We start from the raw sequence: 18342 nt of genomic DNA on the forward strand, positions 1-18342 counted from the left end.
CAGGCTCGATCGCGGGCGCCCCCGTTCTGGCCGTGGAACCGACAAGGTGTGGGTTGTTGTTGTCATAGGTCGGGCAGTGGTTCCGCCGGGCGGCATCCTGCCCCGGTGGGCGTACAGGATGTGCACACCGCATTCACGGCGCTGGGTGCGGTGTTCTCAGGGGTGGCGGCGCTCGCCGCGGTCATGGTGGCGCGCTGGCAGACCACGTTCGGCCGCCTCGTCGCGCTGGAGTCGGTGCGCTCGCAGGCCGCCGTCGAGCGTGAACTGCGCCTGGAGGCGCAGCGCTGCGAGGCGTGGACGGCGTTCCTGCGGGCCTCGGACGCGTTCGCCGACGTGGTGTGGCGGCTCGGGGAAGTGGAACCGCAGTCCCGCGCGGAGGCGCTGCGCGCCAGGAGCGAGACGCTGCCAGAGGCGTGCTCGGGGCTGCGGGTCCTGGGACCGGACGGCGTCGTCCAGCACGCGGAGGCGGTACGCGAGCGGTGCTCGCGCATGGAGCGCTACGCCCTCCGGCGGGCCGTGGTCCGCTCCGCGCTGCACGCCCTGATGAGGCGGTGGTGCCCGGGGAACGCCGAGCACTGCGAGGACGACGCCCACATCTGCGCCTGGCTGGCGTACGAGATGCTCGAAGGCTGGGGAGACCGGGACGAGGACGACCGCCCGGACGACCTGGACTTCCTGGAGTACCTGATCCGGGAGAGCGGCGTCCTGACGGACAGCGGCGCGCCCACGGACAGCGGCGCGCCCCGCCCACGGACAGCGGCGCGCCCACGGACAGCGGCGCGCTCACCGAGGACGACCTCCAGCGCCTGCTCGCCGTCGCCCGCACCCCGGTCTCCTGGAACCTCCTGGCAGCCGAGGACCACTGGCTGCGGCCCCGCACCGGGTTCTACGAGGAACGCGGCGCCTTCGTCACCTCGATACGCGACTTCCTGGCCGACGCCGGCCGGGCGGGCGCCGAGCGACGCTTTTGAGGCGTCGGGCGGTCCGGGAGCTGGTGCGGCATGCGCCGGACAGGGGGATCGCTTAACGTAAACATATGGTCACAAATCGTAATGAAGCTGTTTTCGGGCGTAGGCGGTCGTCGGTCTCGCGCGGCGCCGGCCTGATGTGCGCCGCGCTCGCGGCGGGTGCCCTGCTCACGGGCTGCGGTGACGGTGGCGACGACGACCGGGCCGCGGATTCCAGCACGGCCCAGGCCGTGCAGAAACCGGCGGCGCCGACCTCCACCGCGTCCGGCGGTGGCTCCCTCACCGAGGACCAGTCCGAGCGCAAGGACCTCATCCCCAAGGGCAAGGTCGGCTACGACAAGGCGCTGAGCACCGCGGTGAAGGCGGTGGACAAGTCCAAGCCGGTCTCGATCGAGCTCAAGGGCCCCGTCGCCAAGCCCAGCTGGCACGCCGAGGTGGCGACGGCGGACGGCACCGAGCACACCGTTCGCGTCGACGCGGTCACTGGCAAGGCCGACGAGCCGCAGGCCAAGAAGGACCAGGACGCCGATGACAAGCGGGAGTTGGCGGACTGGCTGAAGAAGGCCACGGTGCCTCCCGAGCAGGCCGTGAAGACCGCCACGGACAAGACCAAGGGCACCGTCAGCTCCGTCGAACTCGACGACAACGACAAGAAGGCGGTGATCTGGTCCGTCGACGTCGTGACGACCGACGACTGGAACAAGACGACCTTCGACGTCGACGCGGCCAACCGAAAGATCCTGCGGGAGCACGTCGACCGCGACTGACCGGACCGGCAGGTACGGCAGCCCGACAAGACGGTCACGCGTCAGAGCCGGTCCCGGCCGGCTCTGACGCCAGGCCCATGTCCGGGTACAGTCGGCGCGGCGGGCAGCGGGCGTGGGCACGGACCTCGATGCATTGGATCGAGCTGTCGTGGGCACTTGAGTACCATGAAGATCCTCTTTCTCCTGGCGATCCTCGGCATCGCGGTCACGCTCTGGTCCATGCGGTCAAGCAAGCGCAAGCAGCGGTGACAGGAGCGCGCCCCGTGTTCGACGCCGTACTCGAGAATCCGTACCCCGACGGCCCGTGGGCCGTCGAGGCGCCCGTCCCGCACGCCCTGCTCGGGCCCGTGCTCGGGCTCCTGGGTACCTGGCGCGGCCGGGGGCACGGTGAATACCCGACGCTGGCCGAGGACTTCACGTACGCGCAGGAGGTCACCTTCAGTCACGACGGGCGGCCCTTCCTGCGCTACGAGGCGCGGGCCTGGCTGCTCGGCGCGGACGACAAGCCGCTGCGGCCGTCGGCGCGGGAGAGCGGCTGGTGGCGGCTTCAGCCCGACGGCCGGGTGGAGGCACTGATCACCCAGCCGACGGGCATCGCGGAGATCCTGGTGGGCCACGCGGACGGCGACACCGTCGACCTCGCCACCCACGAGGTGGCCCGCACCCCCACCGCCAAGGAGGTCGACGCCACCCGCCGCCGCTACACCCTCGCCGACGACACGCTCACGTACGTCCACGACCTCGCGGCCGTCGGCCAGCAGCTGCAGCACCACCTCCGGGCGGTGCTGCGGCGCACGGCGTAGGCCGGTGAGAACGTGAACCACGCCCCGCGCCCTCCCGCGTTCTCAGGAGGGCGCGGGGCGCAGACGCACCGGCAGTTCGGCGTGGCCGTTGGAGATGAAGGACGCCAGCGGCCGCAGCTCTGCGGCGGGGACGGCGAGTTCGAGCGCGGGGAAGCGGTCGAAGAGCGAGCGGACGGCCGTCGCCACTTCGAGCCGGGCCAGCGCCGAGCCCAGGCAGAAGTGCGCGCCGTGGCCGAAGGCCAGGTGGTCCTTGAGCGCCCGGGTGACGTCGAAGGTGTCCGCGGTCGGGCCGTGCCAGTCGGGGTGGCGGTTGGCGGCGGCGTACGAGGCGAGGATGGCTTCCCCGGCGGCGATGGTGGTGCCCCCGGGCAGCGTGATGTCGGTGAGGGCGAACCGCAGCGGGAGATGGGCGACGGCCGGTTCGTGCCGAAGCGTTTCTTCAACGACGTCGTTCCAGTCGGCGCGACCCGCGCGGACGTGGTCGAGCTGGCCGGGTCGGGTGAGCAGGGCGGTGACGGCCTGGTCGATGACGTTGACGGTGGTCTCGTAGCCCGCGCTGATCATCAGCAGCAGGGTGTCGCGGAGTTCGGTCGCGGAAAGACGGCCGCCGTCGCCCTCCTCGTCGCGGGCGGCGATCAGGAGGGAGGTCATGTCGTCGCCGGGCTCCGCCTGCTTCTCCGCGATCAGCTCGGCCAGCGCCTCGTACAGCCTGCCCGTGTTGGCCTTGGCCTCCTCGCCGGTGAGGGTGGTGTCGAAGACGCCGTCGACCAGGGCGCGGAAGCCCGGGCGCCGGGCCGCGGGGACGCCCATGAGGTGGCCGATCACCGCGATCGGCAGCGGGGAGGCGAGGCGTTCGCGCAGATCGACGACCGCGCCTTCGGGCACGGCCGCCAGGTCGTCCATGAAACCGGTGACGATGTCCTCGACGACCGGCGTCAGGGCGTTCACCCGGCGGGCGCTGAAGGCCGGGGCGACCATGCGCCGCAGCCGCCGGTGGTCGGCGCCGTACGCGGTGAACATGTTCTCCACCGCGACCCACAGCGCGAGCGGCCACTCCGGTACGACCTTGTCGAACTCGGGCCAGTGCGCCCTGGCGTCCTTGGACACGTCGGGGCTGCCGAGCAACTGCTTGAGCACGACGGGATCGGTGACGGCCCACGCGGTCACGCCGAGTATGTCCACCCGCGCCGCCGGTCCCTGGGCGCGCAACCGCCGGTCCTCGGCATGGCGCCGGACACCGCTGGGATCGAGCACGTACGGCCGAGATGTCATGCCGGTCTCCTTGCGTCGACGGAAGTCGAGGGAACTCGATGGAAACGGTGCGCGGGCACGGCAAGGGCAGGACGAACACGCCAGGCGGCACAGCGTAGGCGGACGGCGCGCGGAGGAACACCTTCCCTTTGTAGTGCGCAGGCACCAGGACACCTGAGGGGCTGGTCCGGGCGCACCAGGGGAGGACGGCGGCGGGAGACGATGCCCGGCGGGGCGCCGGAGACAAGTGTGGGAGGCGTGCGAATCACGCGCATTCCCCTTGCCCGGCGGCGTCTGGAGTGATCTTCAAGTGGCGACATTTCTTTACCGGATCGGACGGTGGGCCTTCCGGCGGCGCCGGCTCGTGGGCGGTCTGTGGCTGGGTGCCCTGTTGCTGGCCGTCGCCGCCGCGGCGGTGGCCCCGGCGGCGGAGGACGAGGACCTCTCCATGCCCGGAACCGAGTCGCAGAAGGCGTTCGACCTGCTGGACGAGCGCTTCCCCGAGAGCAACTCCCAGGGCGCCGAGGCCCGCTTGGTGTTCCAGGCCCCGGACGGGCAGCGGGTGACGGCCCGGGAGAACAAGGCGACCGTCAAGGACACGCTCGGCTCGCTGGACGGGGGCGATCAGGTCGCGTCGACCACCGACCCGTACAAGACCGGCGCCGTCAGCAAGGACGGCACCATCGCCTACTCCACGATCACCTACACCGCGGACGCCGCCGACCTGACCGGCCCCACGAAGACCGCCCTCGAAGGCGCCGCGAGCCAGGCCCGGGACGCGGGCCTCACCGTGGAGATCGGCGGCTCGGCCCTGGAGGCGGAAGAGCCACTGGGCGGTACGACGGAGATCGTCGGCGTGGTCGTGGCGGCGGTGGTGCTCGTCCTCACCCTCGGCTCCCTCGTGGCGGCCGGACTGTCGCTCCTCACCGCCTTCGTGGGCGTGGCCATCGCCTTCGGCCTGGTCTCCGCCCTCGCCGTGCCGCTGGGCCTGACGTCCACCGTGGCCATCCTGGCGCTGATGCTGGGCCTTGCGGTCGGCATCGACTACGCCCTCTTCATCACCTCCCGCTTCCGCGACGAACTCGCCCGGGGCAGCGAGCCGGAGGAGGCCGCGGGGCGGGCGGTGGGCACGGCCGGATCCGCCGTCGTCTTCGCGGGAGCGACCGTCTTCATCGCCCTGGTCGGCCTGGGGGTCGTCGGAATCCCCGAACTCACCAGGATGGGCATGGGCGGCGCGGGCGCCGTGGCCCTCGCCGTACTCGTCGCACTGACCCTGGTTCCCGCGCTGTTCGGCTTCTTCGGCCGACGGGTACTGTCCCGCCGCGTACGCAAGGCCACCCGGCCGGGCAGCGAGCCCGCGGCGTCCACCGCGGCCGGTCGCCCCGGGCTCGGGACCCGCTGGGCGCGGTTCGTGCTGCGCCGGCCGGTGGCCGTACTGATGGTCGCCGGACTCGGTCTCGGCGCCGTCGCCCTACCGGCGCTGAGCCTCGAACTCGGGCTGCCCGGGGACGAGTCCAAGTCGGTGGAGACCACCCAGCGCCGTGCCTACGACCTCCTGTCGGACGGCTTCGGCCCCGGCTTCAACGGCCCGTTGACCGTCGTCGTGGACACATCGGAGTCCTCGGACACCCGGGCCGCGACGGACCTGGTCGTCACGACCGTACGCGGAGTGGACGGCGTCGCGTCGGCCGGCGAGCCGGTGCTCGACAAGGCCGGGGACACGGCCGTCCTCACCGCCGTCCCGGAGACCGCGCCGAACAGCGGTGAGACCAAGGACCTGGTGCACGCGATCCGGGACGCGGTCTCCGGCGTCGAGGCCGACACGGGCGCCGACATCCTGGTGACCGGCAAGACCGCGATGAACATCGACATCTCCGAAGCGATGGCCGACGCCCTCGTCCCCTATCTGACCGTGGTCATCGGCCTGGCGGTGCTCCTGTTGATGGTGGTCTTCCGCTCGGTCCTGGTGCCCATCAAGGCCGCGCTCGGCTTCCTGCTGTCGGTGGGTGCCGCCTTCGGCGTCCTCGTCGCCGTCTTCCAGTGGGGCTGGGCGGCAGACCTGATCGGTATCGAGCAGACCGGACCGGTCATGTCGCTGATGCCGATCCTCATCATCGGAATCGTCTTCGGCCTCGCCATGGACTACGAGGTCTTCCTCCTCACCCGGATGCGGGAGACCTACGTCCACGGCGGGTCCCCCGGCGAGGCAATCGTCAGCGGGTTCCGGCACAGCGGACGTGTGGTGGCCGCGGCGGCGATCATCATGGTCAGCGTGTTCGCCGGATTCATCGGGATGACCAACCCGACCATCCAGACGATGGGCGTCGGTCTGTCCGCAGCCGTCGCCTTCGACGCCTTCGTGGTCCGCATGGCGATCGTGCCCGCGGTCCTGGCACTGCTCGGCCACCGGGCCTGGTGGCTGCCCCGTATCCTGAACCGCGTGCTGCCGAATGTGGATATCGAGGGTGAGGCACTGAGCAGGCAGGTCCCGGCCTCCGCGACCGTGCCGGAAGCGGCGGTGCCGCCGCTCCCCGTCGGTCGGCACCGGTACTGAGCCGGCCATGACGCACACGGACGGCGGTGACCCGCGACCACGCGGCAGGTGGTGGCGGGAGGGAGCGGTCACGGCGACGGCCTTCGCGCTCTGCCTGCTCGGCGGCGTGCTACAGGACGACGACAGCGCGCTGTCACCGCCATCCGCGGCCGCCTACTTCATCGCCGTGGTGTCCAGTGCCGTGCTGCCGCTGCGGCACCGGGCGCCCCTGGTCGCCATGGCGGTCACGACCGTGAGCGGCGTGCTGGTGGTGCCCTTGGGCCTCCTGCTGAGCCCGCTCGTCGTGGCCCCCGCCGTGATCACCGCCTACTCGTACGCGCTCACCGTGCGCAACGAACGGCGCGCGGCGAGCGCGGTGTTGCTCATCTCCGCGGCGCTGCTTCTCGCCGCCACCCCCTTGTTCGGTGCCCTCTCGTGGAAGGACGCGAGCAGGGTGGGGGCGGTGGCGGCGTTCCCGCTGGTGGCCGGCGTACTCGGTCGCTCGGTGCAGAACCGGCGGGCCTACCTCGCGGCCGTGGAGGAGCGGGCCCAGCGGGCCGAGGAGAGCCGGGACAGCGAGGCGCGCCGGAGAGTGGACGAGGAACGGGTGCGCATCGCCCGGGAACTGCACGACCTGGTGGCCCATCAGATCACCCTGGCCAACGCGCAGGCCACGGTCGCCGCCCACCTCTTCGACACCCGCCCGGAGCAGACCCGCAAGAGCCTGCGCGAACTCGTCGAGACCACCGGCAACGCGCTCGACGAACTGCGGGCCACGGTCGGCCTGTTGCGTCGGACCGGGGACGCGGCCACGCCCGCAGAACCGGCGCCCGGCCTGTCCCGGCTCCCCACGCTCCTCGAGTCCTTCAGCCGCGCGGGCCTGGAGGTGACGGTGCACGAGGAGGGCACGGCCAGGCCGCTGCCGCCGGGAGTGGACCTCACCGCCTACCGCATCGTCCAGGAGGCCCTGACCAACGTGACCAAGCACGCGGGCACCGGTAGCGCCCGGGTGCGCCTCGCCTGGAACCACGATCGCGTGACCATCACCGTCGCCGACGACGGAGGCGGCGCCCGTACGGGGCCGACCGCGTCCCCGGGGCCGACCGCACCCACGGGACCGACCGCACCCACGGGACCGAGTGCCTCCACGGCGGTGAGCCGTCCGCCCGGCTACGGTCTGATCGGGATGCGTGAACGTGCCACCGCGGTCGGGGGACACCTCTCCGCGGGCAGGCGCCCGGAGGGCGGCTTCCTCGTCTCCGCCGAGCTGCCCCTCCCGTCCGCCAAGGACACGACGCGCAGGACTGGCGGAGCAACAACCAAGGAAGGGCGCATGGCTGACGGGGCGACAAGTGACGGACGGACGGGCGCCGGAGAGGCCGGGGGTGCGCCGTGACGCTCCGGGTGCTGCTCGCCGACGATCAGGCCCTGCTGCGCGACGCCTTCCGGATGCTTCTCGACACCGCCGACGACATCACCGTGGTCGGCGAGGCCGGCGACGGCAGGGAGGCGGTGCGACTCACCCGGCAGCTGCGCCCGGACGTGGTCGTCATGGACATCCGTATGCCCGAGGTGGACGGTCTCACCGCCACGTCGGAGATCTGCGCGGACCCGGAACTGCGTGCCACCCGCATCCTGATCCTCACCACGTACGAGACCGACGAGTACGTCGCTCAGGCGCTGCGCGCGGGGGCCGGCGGCTTCATCGGCAAGGGCATCGGCGCCGAGGACCTGCTGGAGGCCGTGCGGACGATCGCCGACGGCGACACGCTGCTGTCCCCGGCCGCGACCCGTTCCCTGGTCGCCCGTTTCCTGGCCACACCGGACGACGCCCCGCCGCACAACCCCGAACAGCTCGCCGTGCTCACCCCGCGTGAACGCGAGATGGTGGCCCTGGTCGCGACCGGCCTGTCCAACCAGGAGATCGCCGAGCGGATGTTCCTCAGCCCCTTCACCGTCCGGGCCCACGTGCAGCGCGCCATGACGAAGCTGGAGGCCCGCGACCGGGCGCAACTCGTCGTCATCGCCTACCGCACGGGCCTGGCCCAGGCGGGCCCCGACCGACCGTCGTAACCCGCGCTGAGACCTTGGTCAGTCGGCTTCGGGCCGCCAGGACGGTGCCGCACGGCGTGCGGAGTGCGCCGCGAGGAGGCCGATCGTCACGGCGGCCAGCGAGAAACCGATGGCCGCGGTGGCCAGGACCGGCCAGGAGAATTTGCCTTCGCGCAAGGAGACGACGAAGAACAAGGAGTGCCAGTTGGTGATGAACGTGGCGATGGCGGTGGCGATGAGCAACGGCACCGTCAGATACCAGGTGGCGATGGCGCGGAAGACGCGGGTGTTGCCGGTGAGGACGCTCAGCGGTGCCAGCCCTCCTCTGATGCGGACGAACTCGGCGGCCGCGCTGATCAGTCCCGTCAGCAGCAGGAGGGCGAGACCTGTGCCGCCGAAGAGGTAGAGCCAGTGATTGAGCCGGTTCTTCTCGTGCGCGCCGATCACCCAGGATTCGCCGGGTGTTTCGACGTTGATCCCGGGGAGCACGGCATAGGCGGCCTTCTCGACCTCTGCCTGGCGTCCGGGCTTGTCGGCGGCGACGATCAGCGACTGGTTGGCACGTCCGGTGGGCAGCGCGCCCTTGACGGCCCGCACCGTGAGGTGGCCCTGGTAGGGGGCGGCCAGTTCTTGCAGCCGCGGGTCCCGGGTGGTCACCGGCCGGGCGGTGGCGGGGCAGGGCAGGCGCAGTGCCGCGAGATCGGGGCAGGAGCCGGCCAACTCGATGCGGGGGCGCTCGCCTTCGGGGTGGGCGGTGGTCGCCAGCAGGTGTGTCCCGTCAGGAAGAGCGCGTGCGAGTTCGCCGGTGGTGCCGGGGGCGAGGTTGCTGCTGGAGACGGTGAAGAGGGTGTCTCCCACGCGTTGTGTCAGCTCCTCGGCGGCCGCGGCGCTGTCTCCCAACCGGCTGTTCCAGACCTGCAGATGGCTGATGAGCCCGATGCCGATGATGAAGACCACGGAGAGGCGGACGAGGACGCCCGGATGAGCCGCGGTCCAGCGTCCGGCGATGAGGCGTCCCGGATTTCCCTCGCGGTAGCCGCTAGCGGCGATGCGTTTGCCGTTGGCGACGCTCAGCATGGCGATCGCGGACGGCAGCATGGCCCACATCAGAACGGTTCCGGCCAGGAAGACCGCGACATCGGGCCCCTTGGGGGCGTACTGGCTGAAGGCGATCGCCAGCACGCCGGCGGCGCACAGGGCCAGGCGCCATTTCGGAAGGTGTGAGGAGTAAGTACTGGGCCGTGTCGCGGTCTTGGTCCGCTGCACCCGGTGCAGCGCCACGACCAGCAACAGTGTCAGGACCAGGGAGGCGGCGAGCGAGGCGATCAACTGCGGCCACGCGTGGCGCAGATCGGTGGCGTCGACGATGTAGCCGGTGAAGGGCAGGCGCACGTCGGTGGCCAGCAGTACGGCTGCGGGCACGAGAGTGACGAGCGTTCCCAGGGCGGCCGGGACGAATGCCTCTCCCACGTTGATCACCGCTCGGTGGGCCCAGGAAGCCCCCAGCGCGTTCACGAGGTGGCTGCGGCGGTCCCGGGTGGCCGATCCGACCCGCGTGGCCACGACCAGCAGGGCCAGGGCGGGCACGGCCATCAGGACCGCGATGACCCCGGCGGTCTGCGCCTTGGTGTGGGGGTAGATCTCCTGGTTCATCGGGAAGAGTTGGCCGAAGCCCGTGATGTACTGCCAGGACGCCGCGGTGGGGTCGGCAGGGGCGTGAGCCGGGCGGGCGTACGCGAGGCGTTCGGACGGTGACCTGAGCCCCTGCTTGTCGATCGGCCCGGCGTAACGGCCGTACCGGTCAAGGCTGTTGTTGTCCTTCGCCGCCCGGGCGAGCTCCGGGGACAGGAACACCTCACCCGGGCGGGGCCAGCGCGAGAGGCCCGGTGGCGGAGGCGTGCCGGCCTTCAGGGGCTCGACGTAGACGATGCCGTGCGGTGACGTACCGAACGAGTCGACGGCCTCCTTCCACAGAGCCGTGGCCTGCTGCCTGTTGTCGGTCAGCAGGGGTCCTCGCGCGGTGTCGCGCTGGGTGCGGCCGTCGAAGCTCGCGCTGGTGGTGACGAGTGCCAGGGCGGTCAGCGCGAAGGCGGCGGAGGCCATCGCCAGGGCCCACACGCGCAGTCGCGTGCCCGGTGTGGCGCGTGCCGCGGCCCGCCCGATCCTGAGGAGCTGGATCCAGAGCCGTCCGGGGCGGCGAAGAGGCGTGGAGTGCCGGTCGGTCACGCGCGTGCCCCTCGCTCGACGGGGATGAGCCTGCTCTCCTGGAGTTGGAACTCGGCGGTCGCGCGATCGGCGACCGCGGGGTCGTGGGTGACGACCAGCAGTGCGCAGTCGCGCTCGCGGCAGATCCTGAACAGCTGGTCGGCCACGTTCTCGCGGGCTTTGGGGTCCAGTGCGCCGGTGGGTTCGTCGGCGAGGAGGACGGACGGCTCCGCGATCAGGGCCCGGGCCACGGCCGTGCGCTGGCGCTCCCCTCCGGAGAGCATGCCCGTGGGCGTACTGCCGTGGGGCACTTCGAGTTCTTCCAGGAGCCGCGTGGCGGACTCGTAGGCCCGACGGTGATCGGCGCCGTCGAGGAGCATGGGCAGCGCCACGTTCTCCACCGGCGTGAGTTCGGGCAGCAGCTCGCCGAACTGGAAGACCATGCCGAGGTGCTTGCGGCGGGCCTTGGTCAGCGCACCGGGCAGCAGTCCCGTCAAGCGGTGCCCTCCTGCCGTGATCGTGCCGGAGGCCGGTTTGATCAGGCCGAGCACGCACATCAGCAGGGTGGACTTGCCCGATCCACTGGGTCCGGTGACGGCCACCGACGTCCCCGGGTCCACGGTGAGGCCGACGTTGTTGAGGAGTACGCGGTCTCCGACCTGATAGGTCAGGCCCTCGATCTGGAGGCCACCGCCCGGCGGAGGGGTGTGGGTCACAGCACGTCCGTATTCTTGAAGAAGGCGAGCAGAGATGAAGGCGAGCAGAGGTGAAAAGGAACCGCCGGGCAAGCCGTGGCACGGCTTGCCCGACGGGCACTCAAAGGGCGACTCCGGTTACGGAGCCTTCCACGCGGAGCAGTCGTCGCTGTCCCAGTCGTTGTCGTCGCACGCCTTGAACTTGATGATCTTCGAGCCGTCGCCCGAGATCGTGCGCGTCTTGAAGCCGCTGTGGTTCCACAGCGTGCGCTTGTCGCCGGGGCTGGCCTGCCGGTAGTACTCGGCCTTGCCCGGGTCGCCGTCGTCGCTGCCGTCGTAGACGGAGATCAGGCCGTTGTCGCCGTCCCACGGGCTGGTCGCCGTCACACCTCCGCCCTTGGCACTGATCGCCACCGCGGTGCTGGTCGGCACCGCCACACCGATGACCAGGGCTATGCCGGCAATCGCCTTCGCTCTGCGCATAGTTGTTCCCTCCCCTATGAAGTTGGCCGTGCGGCTCGTGTGCCGCCCGGTTCACCGGATGATCATCAGGGGACCAAGATCTCTCCACAAGGGAATCACTCTCAGTGTGAGGGGTGTCACTCAACGGAAGGGTGCCCTCCATATTTGGCCACGCGCTGCCGCGAAGCCCCTGGTGAGGGCGGTCGATCTTGGCTGGAAATCCCTAACGCCACTGGAAATCCGGAGGATCACGTCATGGCGCCGGGGCGAAGTCGGGCAGCGTCAGGGCCGAGTGGGCCGGTCGGGCCGGTGCGGAGGGCATGGTGACGAGGTCACGCAGCATGGTGTTGCGTCGCTCCAGGGCCCGCGCCGTGGTGGGGAAGAGCGTGGCCGCGCCGTTGTCGACCAGTGCCTGATTCATGGCTGCGAACCCGCGCATGTCGCGTTCGTAGGCGGCGAAGGCCGCGGTGTGGTTCCGGTGCGTGGCAAGGGCGTTGGCGAGCACGTAGGCACCGGCCAGCGCGAGGCTCGAGCCCTGTCCGGTGAGGAACGAGGGTGCGTACGCGGCGTCGCCGACGAGCGTGACGCGGCCGCTGGACCAGTGGGGCATGCGGATCTGACCGGCCGTGTCGAAGAACAGGTCGTCCGCGTCGCGCATGGCGTCGACCATGCCGGGGACCTCCCAGCCCGCGCCCGCGAAGGCCGTGGCGACCAGGTCCCGTTGGGCGTCGGGGTTCCGGAGGACGGCGAACGGCGGTTGTGGCCGGTGGAAGTTCAGGAAGGCGTGCAGCTCCTCGTTGTCCCCGACGGCGTAGAGGGCCGCGGCTTTCCCCGGGGTGTTCCACAGCACGAGTTCGCGGGAGAGCCCGAAGGTGTTCGGCATGGTGAAGAGGGCGAAGCAGTAGCCGAGGTAGCGGTGGAATTGCTCTTCGGGGCCGAACAGGGAATCCCGGGTGGTTGAGTGCATCCCGTCGGCGCCGACCACCAGGTCGAACGTGCGCTGTCGGCCGCTGTGGAAAGTGACGTCGACGCCCTGTCCGGACTGGTCGAGCGTGTCGATGGAGTCGCCGAACAGGAATTCCACGTCGTCGCGGACCAGCGCGTAGAGGGTCGCGGCCAGATCCCCACGACGCACCTCCAGGTCCTGTCCCTCGACACCGCCGGCAACGGCGCGCGGATGGAGCGAGGCCACTGTGCTGCCGTCGGCGTCGAGGAAAGTGCAGCGACGCGAGTCGATGTGCGCGTCCCGCAGTCGCGGCAGAATTCCCATCCGCCGGACGACCTCTGTCGCCGTACCGCGGATGTCGATCGGATAGCCACCGTCGCGAAGTGCGCCTGCCTTCTCCACCACTGTGACCGCGCACCCGGACCGGTGCAGCCAATAGGCAAGCGCGGGTCCGGAAATGCTGGCCCCGGAGATCAGGACGTCGCGTTTCGCGGCGGTACTCACGTCCCTCGACGGACCGGTGAGCGTCATGCCCGGGTTCCTTTCTTTGTCATACGGATCTTCGCGGCACGGATCTTCGTGATACGGACCATCAGCAGTGACAACGCGGCGACACCGCCGGCGACGGCGAACCCCGTGACGAAGGCCGACTCGCTGGGCAGGCCCGTCATCGGGACGGCCCCGGCGTCGAGGATCGCGCCACCGACCTGGACGCCCAGGGCGACGCCGACCACGCGTGTCACCACGAGCAGGCTGGTGGCGATGCCGGTGTCCTTGGCCTCGACGGCGGTGGCGGCGTTGGTGAGCAGCGCCGTGGTACCGACGCCCGCGGCGACGGCGGTGAGAACCTTCGCGAGAACGAGCTGCCATGCCGCGGTGTGCAGCGACGCCAGGGCGATCATCGTGGCCGCCGTGACGACGGCGCCCACGACGAGCACGGCACGCAGACCGAAACGCCGCGCCGCGATCCCGCCGACCGAATCGCTTGCCGCCCCGGCGATGGCACCGGGCAGCAGGAACAGTCCGATGTCGGTGGTGCCGAGCCCAAAGCCGTACCCGTCGGCCGATACCGCGAAGAGCTGCGGGAGCAGAAAGGTCACCATCCCGAAACTGGTGGTGATGACGAAGGTGAGCACGCACGCATGCCACATCGCGGGCTTTGCCAGCATGCGGAGATCGACCATCGGCGCGGCCGCCCGGCGCTCGACGACGACCCATCCGGTCGCGAGGGCGGCCACGACCACCCCGAGTGCACCGACCGCGAGTGGCGGCAGACCGGCGCCCGTCACCCGCACGAGCCCGAGCATGAACACGAGCAACGTGCCGCTCAGCAGCACCACGCCGGGCCAGTCGATCCCCTCGTCCGACGGGAGCGGCGGATCATGCGGCATCAGCCGCGCCACGACCAGCGTCGTCGCGATGATCGCGATCGTCGGCAGCGCGAACATCCAATGCCAGGACAGCCCTTCCGCGATCGGCCCGGCAAACAGCGTTCCCACCATGCCGCCGCCCGTGAACAGCGCCACGACAAGGCCGATCGCCAGCCGTGACTCTCCGGCCGGGAGGTGTTTGCGCACCAGGATGAAAGAGAGCGGCAGCGCACCCACCATGACGCCCTGCAGTACCTGACCGAGCAACAACACCGCCAGGTTCGGCGCCGAAGCGGCCAGCAGGCCACCCGCCGAGACCACGGCCATCAGCCGGACGAGCACCCGCTTTCCGCCGTAGCGGTCACCGAGTTTGCCCGCGACCGGCGCGACGACCGCGCCGGTGATGAGTAACGTGTTGCCGACCAGCGCCCCTTCGGCAGGACTGACCCCCAACTCACGTTGCAGCAGCGGGAGCGCGGGCTCCACCACGGACTGCAGGGCGCCGAGGGCGAGTGCCAAGAGGCCGAGGGCACCGATCGCCCGCCTCCCGACACGGACCGGGGAAACCACGGCTTCGGACGCGTACGTCCCTGTCAACACCTGTTGATCACTCCAGACACCGTCGGGCACGTGGGGAAGGCGCGGGATTCGCGCGCCTCCCACACTTGCCTCCGGCGCCCCGGCCCGGCGTCGTCCCCGGCCGCCGTCTTCCCCTGGTGCATCCGGACCGGCCCCTCACGTGCCCTGGTGCCCGCGCACTACGGGTCGGCCTGGGCCGATTCGCAGTACAACCATTGGGTGCCTGTGAGGGTCAAGTGACATGAAACAACGGTGAATTCCAGTGGGACATTCACCGTCGCCCCCGAGCGAAGGAACCACGGAATCTCTATGTCGCGCCCAAGCCGTCGAGTTCGTCTCACCGCACCGCTCATCGCCACGTTCCTGCTGACGGGCGGGCTCACCGCCTGGTCCCTCGGACAGGGCCAGGCCGAGGCCGCCACCCCCGCCGCCAAGAAGGCCGCCGCCGAGGCGACCGACGACTTCAACGGCGACGGCTACGCCGACCTGGTCGTCGGCGCCCCCGGCGGCACCGTCTCCGGCAAGAAGCAGGCCGGGTACGTGGCGGTGACGTACGGATCGAAGAAGGGCCTCGACCCCGCCCGGAAGAAGCTCATCAGCCGCTCGACCAGCGGCGTGCCCGGCTCGGCCACCACCAAGCAGGAGTTCGGCCGCTGGTTCACCAAGGGCGACCTGGACAAGGACGGCTACACCGACCTCGTCATAGGCTCCGCCGGCGTGGCCGAGCCCGGCGGCTCGGTGATCCTGTGGGGCTCCAAGGACGGCCTCACCGGCGGCACCAAGATCTCCACCTTCGGCTTCGCGCCGCAGGCCGGGGACTTCGACGGTGACGGCACCACCGACCTGGCGCTGTTCGCCAAGGTGGGCTCCCACGGCGACGACCCGGTCGACCAGCAGGCCCGCCTGTGGAAGGGCCCCATCTCCCGCACCGGCAAGCCGACCGCCACCCTCGACTTCATGGAGAAGTCGCAGTGGTGGAGCTACGACAGCGACGACCGCCCCGACCTGAACTGCTCGCCGCTGCCGGACCGCGCCGACAGCTGCGTCGACGGCCCGCGCTCCGTGCAGGGCCCGGTCGTGCCGCAGGCCGTCGGCGACATCAACGGCGACGGCCGCGCCGACATCGCCATGAACGACTACGCCGGCGACGGCGAGTGGGGAAACAGCGTCCTGTACGGCTCACCCACCGGCTTCAAGCGCGGTGACGCCCCGGGCGCCGACGGCTCGCTCGCCGTCGGGGACATCAATGGCGACCGCTACGACGACTTCGTCGTCGGCGACAGCGACTACGAGTCCAAGGTCATGGTCTCCTACGGCTCGAAGGACGGCCTGAAGGGCGACGTCCAGAAGTTCGACCAGGACCTGCCCGGCGTGCCCGGTGCCGAGGAGGACGGCGACGGCTTCGGCGCGTCCGTGGCCGTGGGCGACGTGAACCGCGACGGCTACGCGGACGTCGCGGTCGGCGCCCCCGGCGAGGACGTGGGCAGCGTCGGCGACGCGGGCTCCGTCACCCTCGTCCGCGGCAGCGCCTCCGGCGTGACCGGCACCGGCGCGCAGGCGTTCCACCAGAACACGGCGGGCGTCCCCGGAGTCGCCGAGAAGGGCGACGCGTTCGGAGAGGCGACGGCGCTGCTCGACGTCACCGGAGACGGCCGCCGCGACCTCGCGGCCTCCTCCGTCCACGAGAACGCCGACGCGGGCGCGCTGTGGTCGCTGCGCGGCACGTCCACCGGCCTGACCGCCACGGACTCCGTGGCCTTCGGCCCGAAGGACCTCGCGGCCCCGAACACCGCGGCGCTGTTCGGCAGCGCGCTGCGCTAGTCGCGCGGCCACGGGGCGAGGACGCGACGCGCGGCGCCCGGCGCCGCCGCCACCCGTCCTCGCCCCTTCGCCGAACCGATCTCCCTGAGCCGAACCGATCTCCCTGAGCCGAACCGATCTCATTGACGCGCGCCTGCCAGCTCCTTAGCGTGCTGTCTTCCCGGTCAGTGTCGGCCCAGGAGCGGACAGCTTGAGTCTCATCGAACAGGAACAACCCCTGCTCGACGCGTTACGCGCGCAAGACCGAGCGGCCCTCCTCGCGCTGGGCGTCGCGCGTGACTACGAGGGCGGCGACGTGCTCCTGCCCGAACGCGCCACCACCTCGTACGTCGTCGCGATCCTCCGCGGCTGGGCGGTGGTCTCCGTGGAGACCGAACGCGGCCAGCGGCTCATCCTCGCCCTGCGCGGTGCCGGGGAACTGGTCGGCGAACTCGCCGCCGTGGACCGCCGGCCGCGCAGCGCCACGGTGACGGCGCTCGGGCCCGTGGACAGCGTGGTGATCCCCGGCGACCGGTTCCGCGGCTTCCTCGGCTCCAGCCCCGCGGCCAGCGCGATGGTGCTCAGACAGCTCAGCTCCCGACTGCGCAGCTCCGACGGCGAACGCCGCTCGCTGGCATCGGAGAACGTGCTGCAACGTCTCGCGGCACGACTCGTGGAACTGGCCGACCGCACCGGCCGCCGCGACCCCGACGGGGGCGTCACCATCGACCTGCCGCTGCCCCAGCACGACCTCGCCGCCTCCGTCGGATCGACCCGCGAGGCCGTCGCCAAGGCCCTGCGCCTCCTGCGCGAGCAAGGCATCGTACGCACCGCCACCAAGCGCCTAGTCGTCATCGACGCGGAGCCGCTGCGCCTGCTCGCGGGAGACGGCCCCGCGCCCGCGCGGCCGGTTGTGTAAACGGCTACATACGCCACGGCCGCCCGCGGCCATCCTGGGTGTGCCGCAACGTCGTTCAGGGGGTTGGAGTGAGCAGTCACGGGGCCGTCCACCGGCTGGTGGTGAGCGCGGACGTCAAGGGCTCGGGGCGCCTGGGGCACCAGGCCAAGCTCCGTTCGCGCCGGGGCATGTACGAGGTCTTCGAGTCGGCCTTCGACGCGGTGGCGGTACGCGGCGACCAGGTGCACCTGGAGGACCGGGGCGACGGCGTGCTGGCCGCGCTGGCCCCGGAAGTGCCGCCGTCGGCCCTGGTCGGGCTGTGGCTCGAAGAGGTCTACCAAGGGGTACGCGCCCACAACGCGGGACTGGGCGAGCGACTGCGGTTACGGATCGCGATGCACGGCGGCCCCGTCAGCGACGACGGCAGGGGCCTGGTGGGCCGGGCCGTCGACCTGGCGTGCCGACTGTGCGACAGCGAACCGGCGAAGGCGATCCTCGCCGCGGACGACGGCATCGACCTGGTCTTCGTGGTCTCCGACGTCCTCTACCGCTCGGTGGTCGCCGACGGCGGCCGATTCGTGGAGCCCGAGCACTATCGCGCGATTCCGGTACGCGCCAAGGAGACCGACGAGGTCGCGTGGTTCCACGTGCCCCGCCGCACCCAGCCGCCCCTGCCCCCGCCCAGACCTCCGGCACGCCCGACGGGGGTGGGCGTGCCGGAGCCCGCGACCGGAGCGGAACCCCGCGGCCAGGGGGCGGCGAAGTACTCCATCAACGTCAACGGAATCAACCAGATCGTGGACGGCGCGGAGGTGCACGGCGACATCGTCGGTGCCCGCGGCGCGCCCGACGGGGACAGCGCGGAAGGAGCGGGGCCGCGGTGAGCGACGACGGAGGGGGCAAGGGCCCGGAGGGCAGCGGCGGAGGCAAGGGCGCGCAGGGCGGCGGCAAAGGCGCGCACGGCGGCGGTGGCGGAGGCAGAGCGGGGGGCGGCGGGCCGGGCCGCGGGGGCG

15 protein-coding genes are annotated in these 18342 nt (G+C 71.3%); 9 read left to right on the forward strand and 6 right to left on the reverse strand.

Features of this window, described 5'->3' with window-relative positions; translation table 11 throughout:
- Nucleotides 1-105 precede the first annotated feature (105 nt).
- The 3 genes from STRAU_RS41275 (at nucleotide 106) to STRAU_RS04245 (ending at nucleotide 2538) form a co-directional block, all read left to right on the forward strand.
- Nucleotides 106-1032 (forward strand): hypothetical protein, encoded by a 927-nt coding sequence (locus STRAU_RS41275; protein ID WP_016639001.1) that lies wholly within the window; start codon nucleotides 106-108, stop codon nucleotides 1030-1032.
- A gap of 73 nt (nucleotides 1033-1105) precedes the next feature.
- The gene (locus tag STRAU_RS04240) at nucleotides 1106-1735 is read left to right on the forward strand and encodes a PepSY domain-containing protein (protein WP_016639002.1); all 630 of its coding nucleotides are present in this window, start codon (nucleotides 1106-1108) and stop codon (nucleotides 1733-1735) included.
- A 263-nt stretch (nucleotides 1736-1998) separates the two neighbouring features.
- Nucleotides 1999-2538 (forward strand): heme-binding beta-barrel domain-containing protein, encoded by a 540-nt coding sequence (locus STRAU_RS04245; RefSeq protein ID WP_016639004.1) that lies wholly within the window; start codon nucleotides 1999-2001, stop codon nucleotides 2536-2538.
- Between the two features lie 42 nt (nucleotides 2539-2580).
- Here STRAU_RS04245 and STRAU_RS04250 read toward each other — a convergent pair whose 3' ends face one another.
- Nucleotides 2581-3810 (reverse strand): cytochrome P450 family protein, encoded by a 1230-nt coding sequence (locus STRAU_RS04250; RefSeq protein WP_037657433.1) that lies wholly within the window; start codon nucleotides 3808-3810, stop codon nucleotides 2581-2583.
- A gap of 289 nt (nucleotides 3811-4099) precedes the next feature.
- On the opposite strand from STRAU_RS04250, the gene STRAU_RS04255 reads away from it, so the two are divergent.
- From STRAU_RS04255 to STRAU_RS04265, 3 genes are read left to right on the forward strand one after another with little or no spacing between them, the layout of a single operon-like run.
- Nucleotides 4100-6343 (forward strand): MMPL family transporter, encoded by a 2244-nt coding sequence (locus STRAU_RS04255; protein WP_016639006.1) that lies wholly within the window; start codon nucleotides 4100-4102, stop codon nucleotides 6341-6343.
- Between the two features lie 7 nt (nucleotides 6344-6350).
- Nucleotides 6351-7718, forward strand: coding sequence for a sensor histidine kinase (locus STRAU_RS04260; RefSeq protein WP_016639007.1), 1368 nt, complete (start codon nucleotides 6351-6353; stop codon nucleotides 7716-7718).
- Nucleotides 7715-8395 (forward strand): response regulator transcription factor, encoded by a 681-nt coding sequence (locus STRAU_RS04265; RefSeq protein ID WP_016639008.1) that lies wholly within the window; start codon nucleotides 7715-7717, stop codon nucleotides 8393-8395. Before STRAU_RS04260 ends, STRAU_RS04265 begins: the two co-directional genes overlap by 4 nt.
- Before the next feature lie 18 nt (nucleotides 8396-8413).
- On the opposite strand, the gene STRAU_RS42225 is transcribed toward STRAU_RS04265, so the two are convergent.
- The 5 genes from STRAU_RS42225 to STRAU_RS04290 form a co-directional block, all read right to left on the reverse strand.
- The gene (locus STRAU_RS42225; protein ID WP_052028945.1) at nucleotides 8414-10600 is read right to left on the reverse strand and encodes a hypothetical protein; all 2187 of its coding nucleotides are present in this window, start codon (nucleotides 10598-10600) and stop codon (nucleotides 8414-8416) included.
- The gene (locus STRAU_RS04275; protein ID WP_016639010.1) at nucleotides 10597-11295 is read right to left on the reverse strand and encodes an ABC transporter ATP-binding protein; all 699 of its coding nucleotides are present in this window, start codon (nucleotides 11293-11295) and stop codon (nucleotides 10597-10599) included. The genes STRAU_RS42225 and STRAU_RS04275 overlap by 4 nt, the downstream gene beginning before the upstream one ends.
- A gap of 117 nt (nucleotides 11296-11412) precedes the next feature.
- On the reverse strand, nucleotides 11413-11757 hold the full coding sequence (locus tag STRAU_RS04280; RefSeq protein WP_016639011.1) for a hypothetical protein: 345 nt from the start codon (nucleotides 11755-11757) through the stop codon (nucleotides 11413-11415).
- A 232-nt stretch (nucleotides 11758-11989) separates the two neighbouring features.
- Entirely contained in the window at nucleotides 11990-13213 is a 1224-nt protein-coding gene (locus STRAU_RS04285) for an FAD-dependent monooxygenase (protein WP_037657435.1), read from the reverse strand.
- Nucleotides 13210-14571, reverse strand: a complete 1362-nt coding sequence (locus tag STRAU_RS04290; protein ID WP_016639013.1) for an MFS transporter — start codon at nucleotides 14569-14571, stop codon at nucleotides 13210-13212. The genes STRAU_RS04285 and STRAU_RS04290 overlap by 4 nt, the downstream gene beginning before the upstream one ends.
- Nucleotides 14572-14940: 369 nt before the next feature.
- Here STRAU_RS04290 and STRAU_RS04295 point away from each other — a divergent pair, with 369 nt between their 5' ends.
- The 3 genes from STRAU_RS04295 (at nucleotide 14941) to STRAU_RS04305 (ending at nucleotide 18213) form a co-directional block, all read left to right on the forward strand.
- Nucleotides 14941-16452, forward strand: a complete 1512-nt coding sequence (locus STRAU_RS04295; RefSeq protein ID WP_016639014.1) for an FG-GAP-like repeat-containing protein — start codon at nucleotides 14941-14943, stop codon at nucleotides 16450-16452.
- A gap of 190 nt (nucleotides 16453-16642) precedes the next feature.
- On the forward strand, nucleotides 16643-17350 hold the full coding sequence (locus STRAU_RS04300; RefSeq protein ID WP_016639015.1) for a Crp/Fnr family transcriptional regulator: 708 nt from the start codon (nucleotides 16643-16645) through the stop codon (nucleotides 17348-17350).
- Between the two features lie 68 nt (nucleotides 17351-17418).
- The gene (locus tag STRAU_RS04305; protein ID WP_016639016.1) at nucleotides 17419-18213 is read left to right on the forward strand and encodes a hypothetical protein; all 795 of its coding nucleotides are present in this window, start codon (nucleotides 17419-17421) and stop codon (nucleotides 18211-18213) included.
- The last annotated feature ends 129 nt before the right edge of the window (nucleotides 18214-18342 follow it).

The organism is Streptomyces aurantiacus JA 4570 (assembly GCF_000414115.1).
Lineage (GTDB): Bacteria > Actinomycetota > Actinomycetes > Streptomycetales > Streptomycetaceae > Streptomyces > Streptomyces aurantiacus_A.

Bases quoted from the DNA above. Each gene is read 5' to 3' on its own strand.
- STRAU_RS04250 (WP_037657433.1), bottom strand. From the start codon at position 3,810: ATGACATCTCGGCCGTACGTGCTCGATCCCAGCGGTGTCCGGCGCCAT.
- STRAU_RS04260 (WP_016639007.1), top strand. From the start codon at position 6,351: ATGACGCACACGGACGGCGGTGACCCGCGACCACGCGGCAGGTGGTGG.
- STRAU_RS04295 (WP_016639014.1), top strand. From the start codon at position 14,941: ATGTCGCGCCCAAGCCGTCGAGTTCGTCTCACCGCACCGCTCATCGCC.
- STRAU_RS04280 (WP_016639011.1), bottom strand. From the start codon at position 11,757: ATGCGCAGAGCGAAGGCGATTGCCGGCATAGCCCTGGTCATCGGTGTG.
- STRAU_RS04240 (WP_016639002.1), top strand. From the start codon at position 1,106: ATGTGCGCCGCGCTCGCGGCGGGTGCCCTGCTCACGGGCTGCGGTGAC.
- STRAU_RS04285 (WP_037657435.1), bottom strand. From the start codon at position 13,213: ATGACGCTCACCGGTCCGTCGAGGGACGTGAGTACCGCCGCGAAACGC.